Annotated in this window: 3 protein-coding genes and 1 pseudogene; all 4 read right to left on the bottom strand. The window is 53.1% G+C overall.

The genetic code is table 11. The features are described 5' to 3' along the window. A pseudogene (locus OGY18_RS13290) lies at positions 1-258 on the bottom strand (IS6 family transposase); the annotation flags it as partial. 416 nt (positions 259-674) lie between these two features. Beyond that, entirely contained in the window at positions 675-1,841 is a 1,167-nt protein-coding gene (iadA, locus tag OGY18_RS13285; RefSeq protein WP_101150733.1) for a beta-aspartyl-peptidase, read from the bottom strand. A 12-nt stretch (positions 1,842-1,853) separates the two neighbouring features. After that, positions 1,854-2,315: a YjiG family protein gene (locus OGY18_RS13280; RefSeq protein ID WP_005326786.1), complete on the bottom strand. Its 462-nt coding sequence runs from the start codon at positions 2,313-2,315 to the stop codon at positions 1,854-1,856. After that, on the bottom strand, positions 2,312-2,998 hold the full coding sequence (locus OGY18_RS13275; protein ID WP_041205587.1) for a nucleoside recognition domain-containing protein: 687 nt from the start codon (positions 2,996-2,998) through the stop codon (positions 2,312-2,314). Before OGY18_RS13275 ends, OGY18_RS13280 begins: the two co-directional genes overlap by 4 nt. Positions 2,999-3,193: the final 195 nt, after the last annotated feature.

Here is a 3,193-nt window from a genome sequence, read left to right as displayed (position 1 = left end):
GCCATTGACCTTCACGTAGGTTTCATCCATGTGCCACGGGCAAAGATCGGAAGGGTTACGCCAGTACCAGCGCAGCCGTTATTCCATTTCAGGCGCATAACGCTGAACCCAGCGGTAAATCGTGGAGTGATCGACATTCACTCCGCGTTCAGCCAGCATCTCCTGCAGCTCACGGTAACTGATGCCGTATTTGCAGTACCAGCGTACGGCCCACAGAATGATGTCACGCTGAAAATGCCGGCCTTTGAATGGGTTCATGTGCAGCTCCATCAGCAAAAGGGGATGATAAGTTTATCACCACCGACTATTTGCAACAGTGCCAAAAAAGTTTATCAGTAAGGCGAGGGTTCCATCTGCCCTGAACAGGCCGAGCGGCTTAACGATGGTTAAGCCGGGGAAATCTGGTTCGATTACCTCGATATTCCAGTTCTGGCTGGCGTATGCTGTGGAGCGGAACGTCGGCGTGAACGGCATTTATGCGCTTCGCACATCCCTGCGGGTTCCGGTCAGTTATACCCGCCCTAAAGGACGGGTTTTGTGGCGTACTGGATTACAGGAGACCGTCATGTCCGGTTCCGTGGGAGCGCAACGAAAGAGTTCCATTGCTCGACCCGATAATCCCAAATAGCTGGAGAAGAAAATGGCCCGGATTGACGGCTGATAACCGATTACCCTTACTCGAAGGTACCCTTCACGCAGGCTTTACCGTCAACCACCATCTGTTTGCCGTGAGCATAAACCTGCTCAATACATAATTCTGGTGTCATAACCAGCAGATCGGCATCCTTTCCAGGAGCAATTTCACCTTTAGTGGAAAGGTTAAGAAAGCCTGCCACACTGGTCGTCAGCGGACGCAATGCATCGGTCAGGGTAAACCCGTAATCGTTGACTAATGACTGCACGGTTTCAAGTAAGCTCTCGAAGCCCGCCACACCAATCCCTGTCAGTTTTCCGGCATCATCAAACAACGGCTGGCTACCATTACCATCCGAGCTGACCGTTATCCGGGCAAGCGGGATACCGGCTTTCAGTGCCCGGGCGACAGCTTCAGCCGGTGCGACAGGATCGGGGATGCCGCTGGTGATGTCGATGGTGCCGCCTTTGAGCGCAAAAGCCAGTGCTTCTTCGAACAGCGCCTCATTGCGGTTAACGTGGGTGGGAAGCAGCTTGCTCATCGGTACATCGCTATTTTCCAGAATGTCATACAGCGGTTTAAGCCCCTTTTTGCTGTCGCCCATATGGAACACGCTGACACCCGGTTTGCTGCCCAGCAGGCCACCCACGCGGGATTCCGCTGCCATGTTTGCCAGTTGATAATCGCCAGGCGCGGCAGAACGGTGGTCTGAAACTGCACATTTAACGCCGATGACGCGATCGATCAGCGCCACATCTTTTTCTACCGAACCGGTGATTGTCGGTGAAGGTACATGGTAAGCGCCGGTTAACATCCAGGCGGTGATCCCTTCTTCATTCAGCGCCCGTGTTTTCGCCAGAAGCGATTCCGGGTGACGGGTCACGGAGTCGGTGCCGAGCAAACCAATGACGGTCGTGACCCCGGCTTCGGTCAGTCTGCTCAGTCTGACTTCTGGCGTACGGGTAGTGGGACCCGCTTCACCACCGCCGCCAATCAGGTGAACATGCTGATCGATAAAGCCAGGACTCAGAATCAGTCCTCTGAGATTGATAACCTTACAATCTGGCACGATGTGAGGAGAGATATCGCGTGCCACAGCAATAATCTTGCCGTTGGCGAGAAGCACGTCTCTGATTCCCTGGTCTTCCGGGGTGTAAAGGTGTGCACCTTGCATCAACGTAAACTCTGCGAAGGATAAATCAGGCATGAGAATTCCCTTTTAAACAATGCTCTGCATAACCCAGATCGACAGCAGTGCGTTGATGGCACACACGGCGATGATATGGGGATAATATTTGGCGTTAACTTCGGCGGTACCGAGGCAGCGACCCACGTTCTGCACAGGGTTACCCATCAGGTATATCGCCGGAAGCAGCACCGTGACGTCGTGACCATTTAAGGCTCCCGCCGTGAGCAGACTGGCAGAAACGCCTACCGCGCCGCCCATGCTCATTAGCGACGCTAAAAGCACGGTGGCGGCTTCACCAGGAAGTCCCCACAGAGCCATAACGGGCTGGCAAATGTGCCCAACCCAGTCAAGTAAACCGGTAATTTTCAGCGCCTGAATAATGACGAATGCCATGACCACGTTCGGCAGCAGGTTAGTGGTGGCAATCGTAAAGCCGCGGCGGGCACCATCGATGAACATGTCCATGACATTTTTGCGTACCTGAGTGGTCATGCTTGTGCTCCTTGCGTTGGGTTACGGCGTTCTTCAAAATTGATCCAGATACGTAGCAGGTTGGCACCGACAAATTTAAACACCAGGATGACAGCCAGGGGGACGATAACGGACGTTCCCAGAAACGCGAAGACAGCGACACCAGAGGAAAAATAGTTGGTAATAATTGCGCTGCCGCTGGTCTGGTACGCTGCAAAAATGACTTTATCGCGCTCAGTGATTTCGCCATCCTGCGCCAGTTCTTTCGTCATCCCCGCGGCCGCATCGGTGTTTTGTAAGTTAGCGATGAGCGCCAGTGAGCAGATGCCCGGAATACCCAGCAGGGGTTTCAGGATGGGCGTCATCAGCTGTTGCGCCGCACGCAGTCCGCCAAGACCGTCGGTGATAGAAATAATGCCCAGTGACAAAATGACAGAGGGAGCGAGTTCCAGCGCGAAAAGAAAACCATCTTTTGCGCCCGTACCGCCCGCGCCCCGGAAGGTTACGGTCGTTTGTTCAGCGCCATTCGCGATCTGACCAAACGAACCGTTCAGCACGGTAAAATCAAATACACGCCACCAACCTTCCGTTCCGGAAAATACGCCGGAAAAGAAAATGATGGTCAGAAAAAAAGCCAGGTATCCCTTAAGTCCGACTTTTTCTGTTGCAGGCGGCAGCGCCGCCTGTTCCCTTTGTTGCGCCATAGCGAACCCCGTTATTTTTTTGATGATGTTGTTTGTTGCGGCAGGCCAGAAGAGGCCTGAACTCAATGACCTTAACAGTAATGTGGGTATGGGGAAAATGCAAGAATGTTTCTTTTAAGGCACTGTTGCAAAGTTAGCGATGAGGCAGCCTTTTGTCTTATTCAAAGGCCTTACATTTCAAAAACTCTGCTTACC

The sequence above is a fragment of the Citrobacter sp. Cpo142 genome (assembly GCF_030332425.1).
Classification (GTDB): domain Bacteria; phylum Pseudomonadota; class Gammaproteobacteria; order Enterobacterales; family Enterobacteriaceae; genus Citrobacter; species Citrobacter portucalensis.
The sequence above is the reverse complement of the archived record's forward strand: the minus strand, read 5'-3'. Positions and strand labels throughout refer to the sequence as shown.